Raw genomic sequence first — 20,275 nt, 5'->3', positions numbered from 1 at the left:
CCGTGAACGTACTGATCGACAACTTCGACACCTATGCCGAGGGCTTCCTCGGCACCGTCGAACTCACCGTCTACGCGTCCCTGCTCGCCCTGGTGCTCGGCTTCGTCATGGCGTCCTTCCGGGTGGCGCCCATCGGCTCCCTGCGGGCCTTCGGCACCGCCTGGGTGACGGTGCTCCGCAACACCCCGCTGACCCTGCTGTTCTTCGCAGTGCTCCTGGGACTGCCCCGGTTCGGACTGGTGCTGCCCTTCGAGGTGTTCGCCGTCCTCGCCCTCGGCTGCTACACCTCCGCGTTCATCTGCGAGGCGCTGCGCTCCGGCATCAACACCGTTCCCAAGGGCCAGGGCGAAGCCGCCCGCAGCCTCGGCATGACCTTCGGGCAGACCCTCACCCTGGTGGTGCTGCCCCAGGCGTTCCGCTCGGTCATCCCCCCGGTCGGCTCCACCCTGATCGCCCTCGCCAAGAACTCCGCCATCGCCGGCGCCTTCAGCGTCACCGAACTGCTCGGCACCTACAAGACGCTCAGCGAACTCGGCTACAACATCATCTGGACCTTCGTCTGGATCGCCGTCGGCTACCTCATCATCACGCTCACGATCAGCGCCCTGTTCCACCTGATGGAACAGCGCTGGGGGGTGGCCCGTTGAACGCCGCGCAGACCACGACCGCCACGACCTCCCCGACCGCGGGACCCGCCCCCGAGTCGACCGCGCTCTACGACGTCCCCGGGCCCAGGGCCCGGCGCCGCCACCGCACCTACGGCCTGATCGCCACCGCGGTGCTGCTCGCCCTGCTGGGCTGGCTGCTCTACCTGCTCTTCGACACCGGGCAGTTCACCGCCACCAAGTGGGCGCCCTTCGAGTACAAGGGCATCCAGGAACTCCTGCTGAGGGGGCTCGGCAACACCCTCAGGGCGTTCGCCCTGGCGGCGGTGCTCTCCCTGGCGCTCGGCGCGCTCCTCGCCACCGGCCGGCTCTCCGACCACGCCCCGGTGCGCTGGGCCGCCACCCTGGTGGTGGAGTTCTTCCGGGCGATGCCGGTGCTGGTGATGATCTTCTTCATCTTCGTGGCGCTGAAGGTGCAACCGTTCCCCGCCCTGGTCGCCGGACTCACCCTGTACAACGGCAGCGTCCTCGCCGAGGTCTTCCGCTCCGGGATCAACGCGGTGGAACGAGGCCAGGGCGAGGCCGCGTTCGCGCTCGGCATGCGCAAGACCCAGGTGATGTCGTACGTCCTGGTGCCCCAGGCCGCGCGGGCCATGCTGCCCGCGATCATCAGCCAGTTGGTGGTGGCCCTCAAGGACACCTCGTTGGGCTATCTGATCACCTATGAGGAGTTCCTCCACGCCGGGAAGCTGATCGCGTCGAACCTCGACTACGATCTACCTTTCATCCCCGTCGTGATGGTGATCTCACCGATCTACATCGGGATGTGCATGTTGCTGTCGTGGTTCGCCCACTGGGTGGCCCGCCGCCAGCGCCGCAATCCCAGGACGGAGGCCGTCGACGTCGCACCGGCCGAACCAGTGACGCTGCTGCCGGGCGGAGGTCCGCCCGCAGCCCCGAGGCTGTAGGGGCAGCGGCACAACCGGGCCACGCCCGACCGGTGACGGCCGGAGATCACTGTCCGTCCGGGGGTACGACACGCGCCGCGTGCCGTCCCCGGTCGGAAGAAGGTCAGCCGTGCGCCGTCGGGCCGCTCCGAGCGGGTCGGCCGGGTCGGGGGCCGGGGCGTTGCGACGCCCGGCCGCCACGGCCCCGTCGACCGGCTGCCGAGGCCGAACGGCCCCCCGGCGCGCGACCCGCGCCGGGGGGCCGTTCGGGTGCCCGGCGCACGCGTCCCTCAGTCCTTGGCCGTCCCCTCCGCCTCCCCGGGCGGCTTGCGCACCGTGCAGACCAAGGAGTCGTCCCGCACGTCGGCCACCACCGTGTCCCCGGGGTCGGCCTCCCCGCTCAGCAGCAGCGCGGCCAGCCGGTTGTCCAACTCGGTCTGGATCGTCCGGCGCAGCGGGCGGGCGCCGAACTCCGGCTTCGTCCCGTGCGCCACCAGCAGCCGCTTCGCCGCGTCCGTCACCTCCAGGCGCAGCCCCTGGGCCCGCACCCGGCGCTCGCTGCGGTCCAGCAACAGGTCCAGGATGCGCGTCAGGTCGCCCTCGCCCAGGCCGTGGAACACGATGATCTCGTCGATCCGGTTCAGGAACTCCGGGAGGAACCGGTCCCGCAGGTCGTCCATCAACTCGTCCTTGAGCTGCTGGCTCAACGCCCCGCTGCCGTCGTCCACCTCCCCGCGCCGGGCCAGGATGCGCTGGGCGCCGACGTTGCTGGTCATGATGACGACCGTGTGCCGGAAGTCGACCGTCCGGCCCCGCGCGTCCGTCAGCCGTCCGTCGTCCAGCACCTGGAGCAGGGTGTTGAACACGTCCCGGTGCGCCTTCTCGATCTCGTCGAAGAGCAGCACGGCGTACGGCTGCCGGCGCACCTTCTCGGTCAACTGGCCGGCGTCCTCGTGGCCCACGTATCCGGGCGGCGCACCCACCAGGCGGGAGACCGTGTGCCGTTCCTGGAACTCGCTCATGTCGAAGCGGGTCATCCGGTTCTCGTCCCCGAACAACAGCTCCGCCAACGCCTTCGCCAGCTCCGTCTTGCCCACCCCGGTCGGACCGAGGAACAGGAACGATCCCACCGGCCGGTCCGGGTCGCCCATCCCCGCGCGGTTGCGGCGCACCGCCTCGGCGACCGCCACCACCGCCTCGTCCTGCCCCACCACCCGGGCGTGCAGGGCGTCCTCCAGCTTCAGCAGCTTCTCCTTCTCGCTCTCGGTGAGCTGGGAGACGGGGATGCCGGTCTGCCGGGACAGCACGTCCGCGACGTCGTCGGTGGTGACCCTCATGACGCCCTCGCGGCGCTCCGCCACCCCCGCGATCTCGTCCTCGACCGTCGCGATCTGCCGCTTGAGCTCCGAGGCCCGTTCGAAGTCCTCCGCCGCGATCGCCTGGTCCTTCTCGCGTTGCAGTCGGGCCACCCGGTCCTCCCGCTCCACCACCTCCGTGGAACGCCCCAGCGACCGCAGCCGGACCCGGGCGCCCGCCGTGTCCATCAGGTCGATCGCCTTGTCGGGCAGGAACCGGTCGGTGAGGTAGCGGTCGGAGAGCTCGGCGGCGGCCACCAGTGCCTCGTCGGTGAACCGGACCTGATGGTGCGCCTCGTAGGTGTCCCGCAGCCCCTGGAGGATCTCGACGGTCTCCGCCACGGTCGGCTCGGGCACGGTGACCGGCTGGAAGCGGCGCTCCAACGCCGCGTCCTTCTCGACGTGCTTGCGGTACTCGTCGATCGTCGTCGCCCCCACCACGTGCAGTTCCCCGCGGGCGAGGGCGGGCTTGAGGATGTTGCCCGCGTCCATCGCCCCCTCGCCGCCCGAGCCGGCCCCCACCACCGTGTGCAGTTCGTCGATGAACAGCACCGTCGACTCCGAGGCCGCCCGCACCTCGTCGATCACGTTCTTGAGCCGCTCCTCGAACTCGCCCCGGTACTTGGAGCCGGCGACCAGACCCGACAGGTCCAGCGCCACCACCCGGCGGTCCTTGAGGGTGCCCGGGACCTCTCCGGCCACGATCCGCTGCGCCAACCCCTCCACGATCGCCGTCTTGCCGACGCCCGGGTCACCGATCAGCACCGGGTTGTTCTTGGTGCGCCGGGAGAGCACCTCCACGGTCTGCTCGATCTCCTCGGCACGACCCACCACCGGGTCCAGCCGACCCGCCCGCGCCTGCGCGGTCAGGTCCCGCCCGTACTGGTCCAGCGTCGGGGTGGCGCTCTCCGGTTCCGGCGCGGGACCGCGCCGGGCCGGGGCGTCCGCGGCCCGGCGCAGCCTGCCGGCGTCCGGCACGTGGCGCGCGAGGGCCTGCGCGGCGCCGGAGTCCCGGTCCTCCAGCAGCGCCCCCAGGACGTGCTCGGGACCGATGTACGAGGAGCCCGCGGCCTGCGAGCGGGTGTGCGCGCCGATCAGCACCCGTTTGGCGGCCGGGGTGAGGCCCGGTTCCGCCGAGGCCGCGGCCGACTCGCCGGGCAGCGCCTCGGAGACCTCCCGCCCCAGGGCCTCCGGATCGGCGCCCGCCGCCTCGATCAGGGACCGGGTGGGCTCCGTCCGGGTGGCGGCCCACAGCAGGTGCTCGGTGTCCAGGTCCGGGCTGCCGTCCTTCTCGGCCCGTGCCGAAGCGGTGGCCAGCAGCTCCCGCGCCGAGTCGCTGAGCAGCCGCCCGATCGGCACCCGCTGGACGGCCGGGGGCGCGGTGCCCGGGGACATCCCGAAGAAGCGGTTCAGGAGGTCGGAGAAGGGGTCCGGGCCGCCGAGCGACCCGAAGGAGGACAGCGACATGGCACGCTCCGAGGACGTCCGTAGGGGAACACACCCACACAAACACCCCCCGACACGCCCCGCAATCGGGCTCCGTGACGCGCCGTGCCCCGCCCCGCGACCGGAGGTCGCGGGGCGGGGCACGGGCCACCGGTGGACGGGCGTCAGCGCAGGGCGCTCCGCTGCTGCCACTCGGCCCAGGACAGGTTCCACTCGCCGTACCCGTTGCCCGGGGCCGGGGCGCCCTTGTGGCCCTCGCCGGAGACCTCGAAGGGGTCGCCGGGGCGGACCTTGCCGTACAGCCAGGCCGCGTTCTCCGTGCTCAGGCCGAGGCAGCCGGAGCTGCGGTTGGCGTTGCCGAAGTGGGCCGCGTTCCACGGGGCCGCGTGCGCGTACATCCCGGACCAGGTCAGCCGCATCGAGTAGTCGACCATCTTGTCGTACGCGTTGCCGAGCCCCACGGTCTCGGAGTTCATCCGGATGGTGCCCTCCTTGGCCATCAGCACCGTGGTGCCGCCCCAGGAGCGCTTCTTGCCGCCCGGCGTCCCCGCCGACATCGGCAGGCTCCGCACCACCGTGCCGTCCACCTCCAAGCGCAGCTGCTTGGTGTTGAGGTCGGCCTTGACGACCTGCGCCGCGCCGATGGTGAAGGAGGTGTCGTAGTCGCGGACGAAGAAACCGCCCGCGGGACCCGAGTCGACGCCGTTGAGGTCCGCGCGCAGGCGCACCGTGGTCCCGGGACGCCAGTACTCCTTCGGGCGCCAGTCGATGCGGTCCTTGCCGTCGTAGTGCTCGATCCAGCCCCAGGACCCGACCGTGTCGTTGGAGGTGGTGACCTTCAACGCCCGCTCCACGGCCGCCTTGTCCTTCACCGGGTGGTCGAAGGTGATGGAGAGCGGCTGGCCGATGCCCACGGTGGTGCCCTTGCCGGGGGCCAGCGTCAGCTTGTTGACCTTCTCCGCGGCGACGGTGGCGAAGGCCGCCGAGGCGGTGCCGCCGTCCTTGGCGGTGGCCCGCACCCGGTAGGCGGTGCCGGGCGCGGCCGGTCGTTCGGAGGTCCAGCTCCGGCCGTCCGCGGAGACCTTGCCGGTCAGCGCGGCGCCCTTGGCCGCCGTCACCTTCACCCCGTCGAGTTCGCCCTCGGCGAGCCGTACCGTCACGGGCTTGCCCGCGGCGGCCCGCTCGCCCTTGAGGTTCACGGATATCTCGGCCCGGGCGGGGCCGGCCGCGGTGGACCCGCCGCCCTTGCCGTCGCCGGAGCCGCCGGAGGAGCAGGCGCTGAGCAGGACGGCGCAGCAGGCGGCGCCCGCGCCGAGGGTCAGGAGCCGCCCACGACGGCCCCGGGCGGACAACGCGCCGGTCGGCACGTGTGAGCGCGGTGCGGGCGTGAGCGGTGAGCTGGACATGGTCTCGTACCTCCGTGCGATTCGGAATCGATCGGAGAGAGCGCGTGCGCGGCCGGAAGGTTCCCCTCCGTTCGCCCCGGAGCGCCGTTGTCACAGAACCGGGACATACGGGCCCCACCGGGACGAGAACCACGACCCCGTGGATCCCGCCCGGCCCGTCCGTCACGCACCCGTCGGGGAGGTCGACGGAGTGCGTACGGACCCGCGGGACCGGCGGCGGCTGCTGCCCGCCGCGCCGGCGTCAGGACACGTCGACGCGCACGGGGTCACCGAGGAGCCCGTCGGTGTAGGTGACGTAGTCCGCCGTGAAGGTCCCCTTGCCGGTGACGGCGCCGGAGACGTTCTCCCCGGGCGCCAGGTCCACGGTGTCGATCTGGTTCTCGTCCACGCCGAGTTCCGCGGTGTGCTTGGTGCCGTTGCTGTCGGTGATGGCGAAGTAGAGGGGGTTGACGCTGATCGTGTCCTTGCTGTTGTTGCTGATGGTGACGAGGACACTGGTGTACGCGGTGCCGTCCGCGAGGAAGCCCTTGGCGAAGGAGGTCTTCTTCGCCGTGAGCTTCACGGCCGGCTCCTCGACGGGCTTCGGCTTCTCCGCCTTCTCCGGGGCCTTGTCGCCGCCGGCTGCCGGAGCCGGCTTGTCGTCGCGCTTCTCCTCGGCGACCGTGGCCTTGTCACCGGCTCCGTCCGAGGTGTCGCCGCCGAGGGCCGCGCCGATGGCCCCGATGAGGACGAGCAGGACGACGATGCCGAGGCACCCGAGTCCGATGATCTTCCCCGTGTTGCTCTTCTTCGGCGGCATGGGCACGGGGGCCTGGAAACCGGGCGGGGGCGGAGGGTAGCCGTAGCCCGGCTGTTGGGGCGCGCCCCAACCGGGTTGCTGCGCGGGGTGGCCGGGCTGCGGTTGGTGCGGCTGCTGCGGCGGGTACTGCTGGTTCATGTGAGGCCCTCGACGGTTCGGTTCGGTGATGCAGGTGTATGACCCGTGAAGTCCCCGAACGGTTGTATGAGGGCGCAATTGTTTCGGATGGTGCCCAAGTTGCTGGTGGGGGTGGGGTGGGCCTGCTTGGTGCAGGGGAAGCAGAAGGGACGGCAGGGCGCCGATCGTCGGGCGGGCGGGTCCGGCCGGAAGGAGCGGCTCGCATCGAACCTCCCGACGAGCAGCGAGCCGCACCGGCGCTCCGGTGGCCAGGGTGGAGCCGCCCCGCTCCCTCAGGAGGCCCGGTGCGAGGTCCGCGGGGCCGGGGTGGGGACGGGTTCCTGGGCGACGCGGGTGACGTCCGCGACGAGTTCGACCACATCGGGCCCGTACGCCTGGGAGTTCACCACCTTCAGCAGCAGCACCAGGGAGTCGGTGCCGTGCTTGCGGGCCAACCGTTCGTGGTGGCGGGCCAGGTAGCGGGTGGCCGCCTGATTGGTGATGGCGCGTTGGCCGCAGAACAGGAACACCGGGCGGGCCTTGCGGTCCTGTCCGGCGGTCAGCCGCGCCAACAGGACGTACTCGGTCCGGCCGGTCTCCAGGCGGTACCGCTCGCTGCCCACCTGGAAGGCGCCGCGGTCCGGGCCGCCGTCCGGGTCGGCGTTGACCCGCACCCCGGGCAGCAGGCTCGCCATGTGGGCGGCCATCCGACGGTTCACGGTGGGATTTCCTATGCAGAGCTCGGTGCGCTCGCCGAACCCCTGGAGCGCCGTGTCGTGCGCGACCACCTGGGCGTGCGCCCCGCACTCCTGGACCAGGGCGGCGAGTTCGAGCAGTGCCGACATGTCGAAGCGGTTGACGGACAGGTCCGCCCCGCCCGGGTCCCGGCTGACCACCAGCAGCGACTCCGCGTGCTCGGGCAACCCGAAGAACGCCTGCTTGCGGCGGAGCCTGCGCCGTGACAACTGGGTGCGGACGGTCCAGCCGAGCGCGGTGCCGCCGGCGGCGGCGACCGTCCCGAGGACGAGGAGGGGGAGGACGTCGGTCATGGGCGGGCATGCTAGCGGCCCCCCGTACGGGGGTTCGAGAGGGGGCCGTTCGGCTGGTTCGTGCGGGACCGTGGCGCGAACCCGTCCTGCCCGCGCGATGGTGGCGAAGTTACGCTGCGCGGACGTCTGTTGACCGGAGGCATGCATGCGCCGTTACGTCACCCGGAACCTGTTGTCGCTGGCCGTCGCCGTCACCGGCGTCGTCGGTGTCGGCGCGGCGGCCCCGCCCGCCCCCGCGACCGGGGGCGCTCCGCCGGGAGCGCCGGTGAAGGCGCCGGTGGCCGTCGGGCACGGCGGGGCCGTCGCCAGTGTCGACGCGGACGCCTCCGCGGCCGGGATCGAGGTGCTGCGCAAGGGCGGCAACGCGGTGGACGCGGCCGTCGCCACCGCCGCGGCCCTCGGGGTCACCGAACCGTACTCGGCGGGCATCGGGGGCGGCGGCTACTTCGTGTACTACGACGCCGCCTCCCGCACCGTGCGCACGATCGACGGCCGGGAGACCGCGCCCCGTTCGGCGGACGCCGGGCTGTTCCTGGAGGGCGGCAAGCCGGTCCCGTTCGCCGAGGCGGTCACCAGCGGGCTGGCGGTCGGGGTGCCCGGGACGCCGGCCACCTGGCGCGCCGCCCTGGACGCCTGGGGCAGCCGCAGCCTCGCCACCCTGTTGCGACCCGCCGAGCGGCTGGCCCGCGAGGGGTTCACCGTCGACACCACGTTCCGCGCCCAGACCGCGGACAACGAGGCGCGGTTCCGCGACTTCCCCGCCACCGCCGAACTCTTCCTGCCGAACGGCGAACTGCCGGTGGTCGGCTCCACCCTCACCAACCCCGATCTGGCCCGCACCTACGCGCAGTTGGCGCGCCGGGGCGTCGACGCGCTGTACCGGGGCCCGATCGCCGAGGACATCGTCCGCACGGTGCAGGCGCCGCCGGTGGACCCGGCGGCGGCCCGGGTGGTGCGGCCCGGTGACCTGACGGCCCGGGACCTGCGGACGTACCGGACGAAATTCCAGCAGCCGACCCGCACCGCCTACCGGGGGCTGGACGTCTACTCGATGGCCCCCTCCTCCTCCGGGGGGACGACGGTGGGGGAGGCCCTCAACATCCTGGAGGGTACGGACCTGTCGAAGAAGTCCGAAGCGGCGTACCTGCACCGGTTCATCGAGGCCAGCCGGATCGCGTTCGCGGACCGCGGCCGTTGGGTCGGCGACCCGGCCTTCGAGGACGTGCCCCGGCGCGAACTGCTCTCGCAGCGGTACGCCGACTCCCGGGCCTGCCTGATCAAGGACGACGCGGTGCTGCGCAGCCCGCTGGCCCCGGGGAACCCCCGACGGCCGGTGCCGTGCGCCGCGGGTGACCGGGCGGCTCCGACCACCTACGAGGGGGAGAGCACCACCCACCTCACGACCGCGGACAAGTGGGGCAACGTCGTCTCCTACACCTTGACCATCGAACAGACCGGCGGGAGCGCGATCACCGTTCCCGGGCGCGGCTTCCTGCTGAACAACGAGCTGACCGACTTCTCGTTCACGCCCGCCGACCCGGCCGTGCACGACCCCAACCTGCCCGGCCCGGGCAAGCGCCCGCGCTCCTCGATGTCCCCGACGATCGTCCTGGACGGGGCGGACCGTCCGGTGTTGGCGCTCGGTTCGCCGGGCGGGGCGACGATCATCACCACCGTCCTCCAGACCCTGACCGGGGTGGTGGACCGGAAGCTGCCGTTGGCCGACGCGATCGCGGCGCCCCGCGCCAGCCAGCGCAACCAGGCCACCACCGAGCTGGAACCGGGACTGTGGGACGGCGCGGTGCGCGCCGAGTTGGAGGCCGTCGGACACGGCTTCCGGCGGAATCCGGAGATCGGCGCGGCGACCGGGGTGCAGCGCCTCCCGGACGGCCGGTGGCTCGCCGCCGCCGAGCGCGAGCGCCGGGGCGGGGGGTCGGCCATGGTGGTCCGGCCGGCCGGGTAGCCGTCACGGCAGCGTGAGCACCCGGGGGCCGTCGTCGGTGATCGCCACCGTGTGCTCGGCGTGGGCGGCCCGGCTGCCGTCGGTGGTGCACAGGGTCCAGCCGTCGGCGGCGGTGAGGTAGTCGTCACCGCCGCCGGCGATCACCATGGGCTCGATCGCGAGCACCATGCCGTGTCGCAGGCGCACCCCGCGCCCGGGGCGGCCCTCGTTGGGCACCGAGGGGTCCTCGTGCATCCGGCGGCCGATGCCGTGGCCCCCGAAGCCGTGCGGGATGCCGTAGCCGGCGCGGCGGCAGACGGTGCCGATGGCGTGGGCGACGTCCCCGATGCGGTTGCCGACCACGGCCGCGTCGATGCCGGCCGCGAGGGCGCGTTCGGCGGTCTCGACGAGGGCGAGGTCAGCGGGGCGGGGGGTGCCCACGGTGAAGCTGACGGCCGCGTCGCCGGCCCAGCCGTGGAGGAGGGCGCCGAAGTCGGCGGAGACCAGGTCCCCGTCCCGCAACGGCAGGTCGGTGGGGATGCCGTGCACGATCGCGTTGTTCACCGAGACGCACAGCACCGCGGGGAAGGGCACCGGCGCGAACGAGGGGCGGTAGCCGAGGAACGGGGAGGTGGCCCCCGCCTCGTCCAGCAGCGCCCGGGCCACCGCGTCGAGGTCCCGGGGCGTCACGCCGGGCCGGGCCGCCTTCCGTACTGCGGCCAGGGCCCGTCCCACCACGCGTCCGGGGGCCCGCATCGCGTCCATGGACGCATCGGTCTTGAGCTCAATCATGCCAATTACTATACCGGTATTAGAATGGCGTCATGGTGCGAACCCCCTTGACCCCCGAAGAGCGCGAGCGCGGCGAGCGGCTCGGTCGCCTGCTGCGCGAGGCGCGCGGTGCGCGCAGCATGGCGGAGGTGGCCGCGCAGGCCGGCATCTCCGCCGAGACCCTGCGCAAGATCGAGACCGGACGGGCCCCCACCCCCGCCCTCTTCACGGTGGCCGCGCTGGCGCGGGTGCTCGGGCTCTCACTGGACGAACTGGTGTCGCGCTGCGCCCTGGTGCCCGTGTGAGGTGCCGGTGTGACCGGCGTTGTCGAGGGGGCGTGTGGGGTCGGTCGGGCTGAGGGTGCTCTCCCGACCGGATGCGCCGTACGGTTCGGCCGGTGCGCGGGCGTCCGTGCGGTCGACGGGAGCCTCGGCCTGGGCGTCCTTCCCGTTGGGTCCGGCGCTCCGGGTAGCCGGTGATCCCTCGGCGGTCGTAGTCCGACTGCGTTCAATGGTGTGGGTGCGGATTCGTGCCGGGCGTGTTTTGGGTGCGTGATCCGTGGTGCGGGAGCGCTCCCTCCCCCGGACGGGGCGGGGTGGGTCGTCCGCTCTGTGTTGCTTCGTCGGGAGTTTCTTCTCCGAGGCGAAAACCGCGTGTAGTCATGCTGTAACACCGTGGGTGTTGGCTACCGGGCTGACGCCGGACAGTGACCGCACTGCTAGCGGACTGGGGGATTCCCGTCCGACACGGGGGTGGGTTTCGATGACCTTGCATCAACTCCCGGAACACGTAAGGGAGTTCGCGGCATACTTGAGGGACCTGTTGGCGCGTGTTGACCAGCGCGCCGGCTGGTGTGGGGTGTTCTGGCAGCGCGATCCTGAGGGGATGCGGGCCTGTATGGAGGGGCGGGAGATGCCGCCCTGGGACGTGGTGGAGGCGTTGCTCCAGGACGTGGGAGCGAACCTGGGGGCGCGGGTGGCCCGACTGGAGACCGCCCGCGCCCGCACCCTGCACGCCGCCGCCCTGGCCGCGTTCGACGCGCGCCCCGGCGGGCGCGACATCCTGGGCCGACGACTGGACGTCATGCTCGGGGAGCAGCGGTACGCCGCCGAACGGCGGCTGGAACTGAGTCGTCTACTGGACGCCGCGACCCATCCCGAGGAGGCCGAGGGGTACCGCCGCGACCTGGCGTGGGCGCAGGACGACCACGAGCGGGCGACCGCCCGGTGCGGGGAACTGCGGGCCCGTCTGCTCGCGTTCGACCGACTGGCGACGCCGAACGGGCGGCTCGCGCCGACCGGCCGGAGCGAGGGCCGGCCCCGCCCCGCGGTCCGACCCGCGCCCGTCGCCCCACCGGGGCGAGCGGACCCCTCGGTCGCCCACCGCGGGGACCGGGAGGAGTCCGCGGAACAGGGCGGCGGGACCACCGGCCCCGCCCCCCCGCCCCCGCACCCCCAGGTGTCCCGTCCCGCCCGTTCGTACCGCTCCGGGCCCGACGGCGAACGCACCACCGACCCGGACTCCGGGCGCCAACCCGTCTCCCGTCGGCCATCCGCCCCGAACCCGTACGCCCCCGGCACGCCGGGGGGAACCCCGCACTACGACCCCCGGGGCCATGCCGCACCGGCTCCGGGCGGCCCCTACGGGGCGGATTCCCCCCGGCGCGGCGCGCCCCCGCCCCCCGTCGCCCCGCCACCCGCACCGCCCGCGGGCGCCGCACCCCGGCCGACGGCGCCGCTCGCTCCGGTCCCCCCGCCCGCCGAGGCGCGGCACCCCGCGGCGCCCGAGGCGCCCGATCCCCCCACCGGCCGCCGCGGCCTGCTGCGCGCCGGCCGCCGACTGCGCGGCGCCCGCTACGGGGTGGCGGGCGACTCCGAGTCCACCGGCGGCACGGCGGTGCCGCCCAGCGGCGGCACCGCACCGCGGGGCGCCCGGTTCGCCGGCTCGGAACCCGTGCCGGAGGCCGTCGACGGGGACGGGGCCGTCCGGGCCACCGCCGCCGCCGTCGCCGCCCTGGTCCGCCTGCGCGCCGAGGGGCGCGGCGGCGAGGCGCACGGAGTGCTGGTGGAGGCTGCCGCCGGCCCCGCCGACCGCTTCCCGCTGCTCGCCGTGGAACTGCACCGGGCCGGGCTGGCCGCCGACTGGGCCACCCTGCTCTGGGAAGCGGCCTGCCTGCCCGTGGAGCGGCTCGTCGCGGTCGCCGACGCGCTGGCCGTCGCCGGCCGCACCGATGACGCCGCACTGGTGCTGCGCCAGGGGGTGGGCCGTCCGCCGGCCGAGATCGGGGAGGTGATCACCGACCTGGTGGTGGAGGGGCGGCGCCGTGAGGTGCGCGCGCTGGCCGAGGTGTACCTGCGGGTGCGCACCCCGGAGGAGGTCGCCCGGTGCGCCGGCACCGACCCGGGGCGTCTGGTGCCGCTGTTCCTGGAAGCCGCCGACCGGGTCTCCGAGCAGCGGCGGCGGGACCTGGTCCACGCCCTGCGGGTGGCGGGGCTCCACACCTGACGCCCACCGGGCCGGCCCGTTCCTCACCCACCCGGGTGCGAAACGCGGTCGGCTCGGCCCGTTCCCCGGGATGGTCTTGCTCCGTCCGACCCGCGGGCCTAGGTTCGTCCATCTACGCCCGGTATGTCCGTGCGGGTTCCGGTGGTTGCCGGGCGGCGCAGCCCGGCGAAGGTCCTCCACGGTGCCGCCGGGGGCGTCCGTCGAGGGAGTCGAAGGAGCAGTCCATGGCCGCCGTCGTCCGTGCCGCCCTGGTCCAGGCCACCTGGACCGGCGACACCGAGTCCATGATCGCCAAACACGAGGCGCACGCCCGCGAGGCGGCCCGGCAGGGGGCGCGGGTCATCGGCTTCCAGGAGGTCTTCAACGCCCCGTACTTCTGTCAGGTCCAGGAGCCCGAGCACCACCGCTGGGCGGAACCGGTGCCGGACGGGCCGACCGTCACCCGGATGCGGGCGCTCGCCGCCGAACTGGGCCTGGTGGTCGTCGCCCCCGTCTTCGAGACCGAGGGCCCCGGGTTCCACTACAACACCGCGGCCGTGATCGACGCGGACGGCCGCTACCTCGGCAAGTACCGCAAGCACCACATCCCCCAGGTCGAAGGGTTCTGGGAGAAGTACTACTTCCGCCCCGGCAACCTGGGCTGGCCCGTCTTCGACACCGCGGTCGGACGCATCGGCGTGTACATCTGCTACGACCGGCACTTCCCCGAAGGGTGGCGCCAACTCGGCCTGAACGGGGCCCAGCTCGTCTACAACCCCTCGGCGACCTCGCGCGGCCTCTCGGCCCACCTGTGGCAGCTGGAACAGCCCGCGGCGGCCGTCGCCAACGCGTACTTCGTCGCCGCGATCAACCGGGTCGGCCGGGAGGAGTACGGCGACGACGACTTCTACGGGACGAGCTACTTCGTGGACCCGCGGGGCCGGTTCGTCGGCGATCCCGCCGACGACCGGGAGGAGGAACTCCTGGTGCGGGACCTCGACTTCGCGCTGATCGAGGAGGTCCGCACCCAGTGGGCCTTCTACCGCGACCGCCGGCCCGACGCCTACCAGGGGCTGGTGCGGCCGTGACCGGACTCCACGCCCGCCACCGCGCGGTCCTTCCCGACTGGGTGACCCCGTACTACCGCGAGCCGATCGAACTGGTCCGCGGCGAGGGGCGCCACGTCTGGGACGCCGACGGCACCCGCTACCTCGACTTCTTCGGCGGCATCCTCACCACGATGACCGCCCACGCCCTGCCCGAGGTCACCCGGGCGGTGTCCGAACAGGCCGGGCGGCTGATCCACTCCTCCACGCTGTACCTCGACCGCTCCATGGTCGAACTCGCCGAACGCATCGCGGTGTTGTCGGGCATCCCGAACGCCCGCGTCTTCTTCACCACCTCCGGCACCGAGGCCAACGACACCGCCCTGCTGCTGGCCACCGCGTACCGCGGCTCCGCCCAGGTCCTGGCGATGCGCAACGGCTACCACGGCCGCTCCTTCAGCACCGTGGGGATCACCGGGAATCGCGACTGGTCCCCGACGCCCCTCTCGCCCCTGCACACCCTGTACGTGCACGGGGCGGTCCGCACCCGCGGCCCGTACGCCGCCCTGTCCGACGCCGACTTCACCGCCGCCTGCGTCGCCGACCTGGAGGACCTGCTCGGCCAGTGCCACGGCCGGGTGGCCGCGCTGATCGCCGAACCCGTCCAGGGCGTCGGCGGGTTCACGGCCCCGCCGGACGGACTGTACGCGGCCTTCCGCGAGGTGCTGAACCGCCACGGCATCCTGTGGATCAGCGACGAGGTGCAGACCGGTTGGGGCCGCACCGGCGAACACTTCTGGGGCTGGCAGGCGCACGGCGCCAGCGGCCCGCCGGACCTGCTCACCTTCGCCAAGGGCATCGGCAACGGGATGGCCATCGGCGGGGTCGTCGCCCGGGCCGAGGTCATGAACTGCCTGGACGCCCGCTCCATCTCCACCTTCGGCGGCTCGCCGATCACCATGGCCGCGGGCCTCGCCAACCTCGGCCACCTCCTCGACCACGACCTCCAGGGCAACGCCCGACGCGTCGGCGGGCTGCTGGGCCAACGGCTGCGCGCCGTCGCCGCCCGGGTCCCGGCCGTGCGGGAGGTGCGGGGGAGGGGCCTGATGATCGGGGTGGAACTCGTCCGACCCGGCACCGACGAGGCCGACCCGGACGCCACGTCCGCCGCGCTCGAAGCGGCCCGCGGGGGCGGCCTGCTGATTGGCAAGGGCGGCGGCCACGACACCAGCGTGCTGCGGATCGCCCCGCCGCTGTCCCTCACGGTCGCCGAGGCGGAAGAGGGCGCCGCGATCCTCGACGACGCCCTGCACGCCCTCTGACCCCGCACGCCCCGCGGGCTCGTCCCAGGACACGACGGAGCACACCCCATGAGCACCCGCACCCTGATCCGCGGCGGACTGGTCGTCACCGCCGCGGAGGAGGTCCACGCCGACGTCCTGATCGAGGACGGCCGCATCGCCGCGCTCGCCGGCCACACCACCGCCACCGCCCGCTCCTGGACCGCGGACCGGGTGATCGACGCCACGCGGAAGTACGTGATCCCGGGCGGCGTCGACGCGCACACCCACATGGAACTGCCCTTCGGCGGCACCGCCGCCTCGGACACCTTCGAGACCGGCACCCGCGCCGCGGCCTGGGGCGGGACCACGACGATCGTCGACTTCGCCGTGCAGTCCAAGGGCGAGGCGCTCCGGGCCGGCCTGGACGCCTGGCACGCCAAGGCGGACGGCAACTGCGCGGTGGACTACGCCTTCCACCTGATCGTCTCGGACGTCAACGGGGCGACGCTCAGGGAGATGCCGAGACTGATCGAACTCGGCGTCACCTCGTTCAAACTGTTCATGGCCTACCCGGGGGTCTTCTACTCGGACGACGGACAGATCCTGCGGGCGATGCAGCGGGCCGGCGAAACCGGCGGGCTGATCATGGTGCACGCCGAGAACGGCGTCGCCATCGACGTGCTGGTGGCCCAGGCCCTGGCCCGCGGCGAGACCGCGCCCCGTCACCACGGGGAGGTCCGCAAGGCGCTGCTGGAAGCGGAGGCCACCCACCGGGCGATCCGGTTGGCGCAGGTCGCCGGGGCCCCGTTGTACGTGGTGCACGTGTCGGCGGCCGAGGCCCTCGCCGAGCTCACCGCCGCGCGCGACCAGGGGCTGCCGGTCTTCGGCGAGACCTGCCCCCAGTACCTGTTCCTGTCCACCGACGACCTGGCCGCGCCCGGCTTCGAGGGCGCCAAGTACGTCTGCTCCACGCCCCTGCGGCCGAAGGAGCACCAGGCGGCGCTCTGGCGGGGGCTGCGGACCGACGACCTCCAGGTGGTCTCCACCGACCACTGCCCGTTCTGCTTCGCGGGGCAGAAGGAACTCGGACGCGGTGACTTCTCCAAGATCCCCAACGGTCTCCCGGGCGTCGAGAACCGCATGGACCTGCTCCACCAGGCCGTCGTCGACGGACACCTCTCGCGCCGGCGCTGGATCGAGATCGCCTGCGCCGCCCCGGCCCGTATGTTCGGCCTCTACCCGCAGAAGGGGACCATCGCCCCGGGCGCCGACGCCGACCTCGTGGTCTACGACCCGCACGCGGTCCACACCCTGTCCGTCACCACCCACCACATGAACGTCGACTACTCCGCGTACGAGGGCCGGACGGTCACCGGCCGGGTCGAGACCGTCCTCTCCCGCGGCACGGTCGTCGTCGACCGCGGAACGTACACGGGCCGCGCCGGCCACGGAACCTTCGTCCCCCGCACCACCTGCCAGTACCTCGACTGACCCCCACACCCCGAACCAGGAGGTCCCGCGTGGACTTCGGACTCGTCCTCCAGACCGATCCGCCCGCCTCGCGGGTCGTCGAGCTGATGCGCCGGGCGGAACGGAACGGCTTCCGCTACGGCTGGACCTTCGACTCCGCGGTGCTCTGGCAGGAGCCCTTCGTCATCCACAGCCAGATCCTCGAACACACCACCGAACTGCACGTCGGCCCGATGGTGACCAACCCCGGAACCCGGGCCTGGGAGGTGACGGCCTCCACGTTCGCCACCCTCAACGACATGTTCGGCAACCGGACCGTGTGCGGCATCGGCCGCGGCGACTCCGCCCTGCGCGTCGTCGGCCGCCGACCGAACACCCTCGCCCGGCTCGCCGAGGCCGTCGACGCCATCCGCGACCTCGCCGAGGGCCGCGAGGCCGTCGTCGACGGCAACCCGGTCCGCATCCCCTGGGTCAAGGACGGCAGGCTGCCGGTGTGGGTGGCCGCGTACGGCCCCCGGGCGCTCGCCCTGGCCGGCCGGAAGGCGGACGGCTTCATCCTCCAACTCGCCGACCCCTTCCTCACCGAGTGGATGGTGCGGGCCGTGCGGACCGCGGCCCGGGAGGCCGGCCGCGACCCCGATGCGCTCACCATCTGCGTCGCCGCCCCCGCCTACGTCACCGCGGACGACTCGCCCGGGGCGCTCGCCCACGCCCGCGAACAGTGCCGCTGGTTCGGCGGCATGGTCGGCAACCACGTCGCCGACCTGGTCGCCCGGTACGGCGAACACTCCGCCCTGGTCCCGGCCGAGCTGACCGCGTACATCAAGGACCGGCACGGCTACGACTACTCCCACCACGGCCGGGCCGGGAACCCCTCCACGGACTTCGTCCCGGACGGCATCGTCGACCGCTTCTGTCTGCTGGGCCCCGCCGCCGCCCACGTCGAGCGGCTGCGGGCGCTGCGCGACCTCGGCGTCGACCAGTTCGCCGTCTACGCGATGCACGACGCGCGCGAGACGACGATCGACGCCTACGGCGCCGAGGTCATCCCGGCCCTCACGGCCCTCGACGGACGGCACTGACCGGCGTTCCGGTCGGCTCCCGCCGCCCCGCCCGACCGACACCCGCAGGACACCGGGCGTTCGGCCCGGGTTGGGGAGCCCGTCGAGGGATGTCAGCTACACGTGCTTCGATGGAGGCATGATCAACGACTTCCTCGCCCATGACCTCCCCCGGGTGGAAGCTGCGGTGCGCGAGGCCGCGGCGGCCGAGATCACCCCCCGTTTCCGACAGCTCGACGCCGCCGAGATCCGCCAGAAGACCGGCCCGCACGACCTGGTCACCACCGCCGACCGGCTCGCCGAGAAGCACCTGACGGCCGCGCTCACCGAACTGCTCCCGGGCTCGGTGGTGGTCGGCGAGGAGGCGGTCTCCGAGGACCCCTCGACGTACGCGGCACTGGACGGCGACGCGCCCGTGTGGATCGTCGACCCCGTGGACGGCACCCGGCAGTTCGTCCGCGGCGAACCCGCCTTCTGCACCCTGGTCGCCCTGGCCCACCGCGGCGAACTGCTCGCCTCCTGGACCTATGCGCCCGTCCTCGGGCAACTGGCCGTCGCGGTCCGCGGCGGCGGGGCCCGGCTGAACGGCCTGCCGCTGAACGCGGGCACCCCCGAGGCCGGGGCGGACCTCCGGGTGGTCACCTCGCACCCCGACTTCACCACCCCCGTCGAGGAGCGCGCCCTGAGCGGTCTGCACGGGGTGCCCGGGATCAGCGCCAGGCCGTGCGGCTCCGCCGGCCTGGAGTACCTGGCCCTCGCCCGGGGAGCCTCCGACGCCCTCGCCTTCACCTGGCAGAACGCCTGGGACCACGCGGCCGGCCTGCTGCTCCTCGCCGAGGCGGGCGGCGGCCACGCCACCCTGGCCGGGGTCCCGTTCCGGCTCGCCGGCGGCAACGCCCTGCCCTTCTCCGCGGCCCGTGACACGGCCACCGTCGACCGGGTGCTGGCCCTGCTGCGCCCGGTCGGTTGAGCCCCTTCCACCGGGCCTATCCTGGGGGTCCGGCCACCATGACGTGAGGAGTCCGACAGTGTCGTCGATGCTCGACGTGGTCGTCGTGGGCGCGGGGCCGAACGGGCTGACCGCCGCCGTGGAACTGGCCCGGCGCGGCCGGTCCGTCGCGGTGTTCGAAGCCCGCGACACGGTGGGCGGGGGCGCCCGCACCGAGGAGCTGACCCTCCCCGGCTTCCGCCACGACCCGTGCTCGGCCGCCCACCCGCTGGGAATCGCCTCCCCCGCCTTCTCCGCGCTGCCCCTGGCCCGGTACGGACTGGAGTGGCTGCACGCCCCGCTGCCCATGGCCCACCCCTTCCCGGACGGCACGGCCGCCGTGCTGTCGCGGTCGGTCGCCGAGACCGCCGCCTCCTTCGGTCCCCGGGACGCGGGCGCCTACCGCAGGCTGGTGGCCCCGTTCGTCCCCCGCTGGGACCGGTTGGTTCGGGACTTCATGGCGTTGCCGCTGACCGCGCTGCCGCGGGACCCGGTGACCCTCGCCCGGTTCGGCCTGGTCGGGTTGCCGCCCTCCACCTGGCTGATGCGCCGCTTCCGGGACGACCGGGCCAAGGCCCTCTTCGCCGGACTGGTCGCCCATGTCATCGCCCCGCTCGGCGGCATCGCCACCGGTGCCGTCGGCCTCGTCTTCGCGCTCGCCGCGCACACCGGCGGCTGGCCGGTGGCCCGGGGCGGCTCCCAGGCCATCGCCGATGCCCTCGCCGGCCATCTGCGCGACCTCGGCGGCCGGGTGCACACCGACTTCGAGGTGAAGCGGCTGGACGACCTCCCGCCCGCCCGCGCCTACGTCTTCGACACCTCGCCGCGTGCCCTCGCCCGGATCGCCGGCCTCGGCCGCGCCTACGAGGGGTACCGGTACGGCGCCTCCGTGTTCAAGATCGACTACGCCCTGGACGGCCCGGTGCCGTGGACCGCCGAGGCCGCCCGCCGCGCCGGCACCGTGCAGGTCGGACCCGGCAGCAAGGACATCGCCACCGCCCTGCGCGCCGCCTCCCGGGAGGGTCGGGCCCCCGACAAGCCGTTCCTGATCACCGTCCAGCCCTCCCTGGTCGACCCCGGCCGGGCCCCCGAGGGCAAGCACGTGTTCTGGGCCTACGGCCACGTGCCCAACGGGTGGGACGGCGACCTCACCGATGCCGTGGAACGCCAACTGGAGCGGTTCGCCCCGGGCTTCCGGGACCTGGTGCTCGCCCGGGCCACCGCCGGGCCCCCGCAACTGGCCGCGCGCAACGCCAACTACGTCGGCGGGGACATCGCCTGCGGTGCCGCCGACGGACTGCAACTCCTGCTGCGGCCCCGGCCGAGCCTGCGGCCGTACCGCACCGCGCATCCCGCCGTCTTCCTCTGCTCCTCCGCCACGCCCCCGGGCCCGGGGGTGCACGGGATGTCCGGGCACAACGCGGCCAAGGCCGTCTGGCGCTGGCTGCGCACCACGGCCTGACCACCGGGCGGCCCGGTCGGTGCCCACCCGTCCCGCGCGGGGTC

The 20,275-nt window shown here is 73.6% G+C and carries 16 protein-coding genes; 11 read left to right on the top strand and 5 right to left on the bottom strand.

The window, feature by feature from the left end; translation table 11 throughout:
- Positions 1–2 precede the first annotated feature (2 nt).
- Complete coding sequence (locus ABT092_RS23110; RefSeq protein WP_351246830.1) at positions 3–647, top strand: amino acid ABC transporter permease; 645 nt, start codon at positions 3–5, stop codon at positions 645–647.
- Entirely contained in the window at positions 644–1,573 is a 930-nt protein-coding gene (locus tag ABT092_RS23105; protein WP_351246828.1) for an amino acid ABC transporter permease, read from the top strand. Before ABT092_RS23110 ends, ABT092_RS23105 begins: the two co-directional genes overlap by 4 nt.
- Positions 1,574–1,842: 269 nt before the next feature.
- Here the strand turns inward: ABT092_RS23105 and ABT092_RS23100 are convergent, their stop codons facing one another.
- The 4 genes from ABT092_RS23100 to ABT092_RS23085 form a co-directional block, all read right to left on the bottom strand.
- Entirely contained in the window at positions 1,843–4,374 is a 2,532-nt protein-coding gene (locus ABT092_RS23100; RefSeq protein ID WP_351246826.1) for an ATP-dependent Clp protease ATP-binding subunit, read from the bottom strand.
- Between the two features lie 143 nt (positions 4,375–4,517).
- Positions 4,518–5,759 (bottom strand): L,D-transpeptidase, encoded by a 1,242-nt coding sequence (locus ABT092_RS23095; protein ID WP_351246824.1) that lies wholly within the window; start codon positions 5,757–5,759, stop codon positions 4,518–4,520.
- Positions 5,760–6,000: 241 nt separating this feature from the next.
- On the bottom strand, positions 6,001–6,696 hold the full coding sequence (locus ABT092_RS23090) for a DUF4352 domain-containing protein (RefSeq protein WP_351246822.1): 696 nt from the start codon (positions 6,694–6,696) through the stop codon (positions 6,001–6,003).
- Between the two features lie 272 nt (positions 6,697–6,968).
- The gene (locus ABT092_RS23085; protein ID WP_351246820.1) at positions 6,969–7,724 is read right to left on the bottom strand and encodes a hypothetical protein; all 756 of its coding nucleotides are present in this window, start codon (positions 7,722–7,724) and stop codon (positions 6,969–6,971) included.
- A 145-nt stretch (positions 7,725–7,869) separates the two neighbouring features.
- On the opposite strand from ABT092_RS23085, the gene ggt reads away from it, so the two are divergent.
- Positions 7,870–9,687 carry a gamma-glutamyltransferase gene (ggt, locus tag ABT092_RS23080; RefSeq protein WP_351246818.1) on the top strand — a complete coding sequence of 606 codons (1,818 nt, stop codon included), beginning with the start codon at positions 7,870–7,872 and terminating at the stop codon, positions 9,685–9,687.
- A gap of 3 nt (positions 9,688–9,690) precedes the next feature.
- Here ggt and map read toward each other — a convergent pair whose 3' ends face one another.
- A complete protein-coding gene (gene map / locus ABT092_RS23075) occupies positions 9,691–10,458 on the bottom strand; it encodes a type I methionyl aminopeptidase (RefSeq protein ID WP_351246816.1) in 768 nt (255 codons plus the stop codon).
- A 32-nt stretch (positions 10,459–10,490) separates the two neighbouring features.
- Between map and ABT092_RS23070 the strand changes: the two genes are divergently transcribed.
- The 8 genes from ABT092_RS23070 to ABT092_RS23035 all read left to right on the top strand — a co-directional run bounded on the left by ABT092_RS23070 (position 10,491) and on the right by ABT092_RS23035 (position 20,231).
- Positions 10,491–10,742 carry a helix-turn-helix domain-containing protein gene (locus ABT092_RS23070; RefSeq protein WP_351246814.1) on the top strand — a complete coding sequence of 84 codons (252 nt, stop codon included), beginning with the start codon at positions 10,491–10,493 and terminating at the stop codon, positions 10,740–10,742.
- 580 nt (positions 10,743–11,322) lie between these two features.
- On the top strand, positions 11,323–12,942 hold the full coding sequence (locus ABT092_RS23065) for a hypothetical protein (protein WP_351246812.1): 1,620 nt from the start codon (positions 11,323–11,325) through the stop codon (positions 12,940–12,942).
- Positions 12,943–13,166: 224 nt separating this feature from the next.
- Positions 13,167–14,009 carry a nitrilase-related carbon-nitrogen hydrolase gene (locus tag ABT092_RS23060; RefSeq protein ID WP_351246810.1) on the top strand — a complete coding sequence of 281 codons (843 nt, stop codon included), beginning with the start codon at positions 13,167–13,169 and terminating at the stop codon, positions 14,007–14,009.
- Positions 14,006–15,289 (top strand): aspartate aminotransferase family protein, encoded by a 1,284-nt coding sequence (locus ABT092_RS23055; RefSeq protein ID WP_351246808.1) that lies wholly within the window; start codon positions 14,006–14,008, stop codon positions 15,287–15,289. Before ABT092_RS23060 ends, ABT092_RS23055 begins: the two co-directional genes overlap by 4 nt.
- 48 nt (positions 15,290–15,337) lie before the next feature.
- Entirely contained in the window at positions 15,338–16,741 is a 1,404-nt protein-coding gene (hydA, locus tag ABT092_RS23050; RefSeq protein WP_351246806.1) for a dihydropyrimidinase, read from the top strand.
- Between the two features lie 29 nt (positions 16,742–16,770).
- Positions 16,771–17,802: a TIGR03842 family LLM class F420-dependent oxidoreductase gene (locus ABT092_RS23045; RefSeq protein WP_351246804.1), complete on the top strand. Its 1,032-nt coding sequence runs from the start codon at positions 16,771–16,773 to the stop codon at positions 17,800–17,802.
- 118 nt (positions 17,803–17,920) lie between these two features.
- Positions 17,921–18,751 (top strand): inositol monophosphatase family protein, encoded by an 831-nt coding sequence (locus tag ABT092_RS23040; protein ID WP_351246802.1) that lies wholly within the window; start codon positions 17,921–17,923, stop codon positions 18,749–18,751.
- Between the two features lie 58 nt (positions 18,752–18,809).
- A complete protein-coding gene (locus ABT092_RS23035; RefSeq protein ID WP_351246800.1) occupies positions 18,810–20,231 on the top strand; it encodes a phytoene desaturase family protein in 1,422 nt (473 codons plus the stop codon).
- Positions 20,232–20,275 lie beyond the last annotated feature (44 nt).

Origin of the sequence: Streptomyces sp. NPDC002490, assembly GCF_040296045.1 — a bacterium.
Classification (GTDB): domain Bacteria; phylum Actinomycetota; class Actinomycetes; order Streptomycetales; family Streptomycetaceae; genus Streptomyces.
The sequence above is the reverse complement of the archived record's forward strand: the minus strand, read 5'-3'. Positions and strand labels throughout refer to the sequence as shown.

Coding starts and splice junctions, on each gene's coding strand:
- ABT092_RS23085 (WP_351246820.1), bottom strand. CDS start 7,724: ATGACCGACGTCCTCCCCCTCCTCGTCCTCGGGACGGTCGCCGCCGCC.
- ABT092_RS23100 (WP_351246826.1), bottom strand. CDS start 4,374: ATGTCGCTGTCCTCCTTCGGGTCGCTCGGCGGCCCGGACCCCTTCTCC.
- map (WP_351246816.1), bottom strand. CDS start 10,458: ATGATTGAGCTCAAGACCGATGCGTCCATGGACGCGATGCGGGCCCCC.
- ABT092_RS23095 (WP_351246824.1), bottom strand. CDS start 5,759: ATGTCCAGCTCACCGCTCACGCCCGCACCGCGCTCACACGTGCCGACC.
- ABT092_RS23065 (WP_351246812.1), top strand. CDS start 11,323: ATGCGGGCCTGTATGGAGGGGCGGGAGATGCCGCCCTGGGACGTGGTG.
- ABT092_RS23090 (WP_351246822.1), bottom strand. CDS start 6,696: ATGAACCAGCAGTACCCGCCGCAGCAGCCGCACCAACCGCAGCCCGGC.
- ggt (WP_351246818.1), top strand. CDS start 7,870: ATGCGCCGTTACGTCACCCGGAACCTGTTGTCGCTGGCCGTCGCCGTC.
- ABT092_RS23070 (WP_351246814.1), top strand. CDS start 10,491: ATGGTGCGAACCCCCTTGACCCCCGAAGAGCGCGAGCGCGGCGAGCGG.
- ABT092_RS23040 (WP_351246802.1), top strand. CDS start 17,921: ATGATCAACGACTTCCTCGCCCATGACCTCCCCCGGGTGGAAGCTGCG.
- hydA (WP_351246806.1), top strand. CDS start 15,338: ATGAGCACCCGCACCCTGATCCGCGGCGGACTGGTCGTCACCGCCGCG.
- ABT092_RS23060 (WP_351246810.1), top strand. CDS start 13,167: ATGGCCGCCGTCGTCCGTGCCGCCCTGGTCCAGGCCACCTGGACCGGC.